Source organism: Novacetimonas hansenii JCM 7643, from assembly GCF_000964405.1.
Classification (GTDB): domain Bacteria; phylum Pseudomonadota; class Alphaproteobacteria; order Acetobacterales; family Acetobacteraceae; genus Novacetimonas; species Novacetimonas hansenii.
The window spans coordinates 1-911 of the sequence record NZ_BANE01000321.1 but is presented as its reverse complement, the minus strand read 5'-3'; the positions used below and the strand labels follow the sequence as shown (position 1 = coordinate 911).

The following is a 911-nucleotide window of genomic DNA, read 5'->3' as shown; positions in this document are numbered from 1 at the left end:
GGAAAAAGCTTCACCAAAAACTTTTATGATTTCAGGATGTTATTAAGCCTGACGTTTTAAACAGTCTCTCCAAGCATCCACTGCCGGATCACAAGAACGGCCAGATGTAGCCCTTTTTCAAAATGGCGACATCTTTTCACAGCGTGTTTAAAAGCGTCACCAGCCCCCTTCATAAATGCCCCCACACCCGCTGTCCGGGCATGCGGCAGTTACGACAGCAGGTCGGCAGGGAATGCCCCACTGGCCTGCATTGCGTCTTCTGGTGACAGGCGCACCAGAAGACCACGCTTTCCCCCGTTGATGACCATATAGGGTTCGTCCTGCGCTTCTTGCGCAATGGCGGTCGGGGCCTGCTTCTTCTGCCCGAATGGACTGATGCCGCCCACCTTGAACCCGGTGGCGCGTTCGGCCGTGGGTGGCTTCATCATCTGGGCGGACTTGCCACCGAATGCTGCGGCAACCTTCTTCATGCTGATACTGCGTGCAACCGGCACGACCACGCAGGCACCACGGCCATCGACCTCCACCATCAAGGTCTTGAACACCCGTTCCGGCGGTTCCCCGATTGCCTGGGCTGCATGATTGCCGACCTGATCGGCACTGGAATCATATTCATACGGAATAACCGTATAGGCGACACCGGCCTCATCGAGGGCAGCCGTCGCGGGTGTGCTCTTGCTCATGTGGCGCAGTATAGGGCCAGATACGGCCAAATGCACAACCGTAATGCTTGCCCGTGACACTCCTCAGGACGCTGTCCTGTAACCCGCCAAGGAATATCCCCCTTTGGGGCGCATAACCTCACAAAACCACAAGGCCACATCCTGCAATGCCTGCCCCCCGGACAGCCGCCTTGAATTTAAAAAATCAGGCGCGATAACATCCTGAAATTATAAAGGTTTTTGGTGAAG

1 protein-coding gene is annotated in these 911 nt (G+C 55.7%); it reads right to left on the bottom strand.

Going from position 1 to position 911, the window contains the following annotated elements:
• Window positions 1-209: 209 nt before the first annotated feature.
• Window positions 210-683: a Cys-tRNA(Pro) deacylase gene (ybaK, locus tag B7G66_RS15960; RefSeq protein ID WP_040510370.1), complete on the bottom strand. Its 474-nt coding sequence runs from the start codon at window positions 681-683 to the stop codon at window positions 210-212.
• Window positions 684-911: the final 228 nt, after the last annotated feature.

Excerpts from the sequence above, each read along its gene's own strand:
- ybaK (WP_040510370.1), bottom strand. The coding sequence starts at position 683 with ATGAGCAAGAGCACACCCGCGACGGCTGCCCTCGATGAGGCCGGTGTC.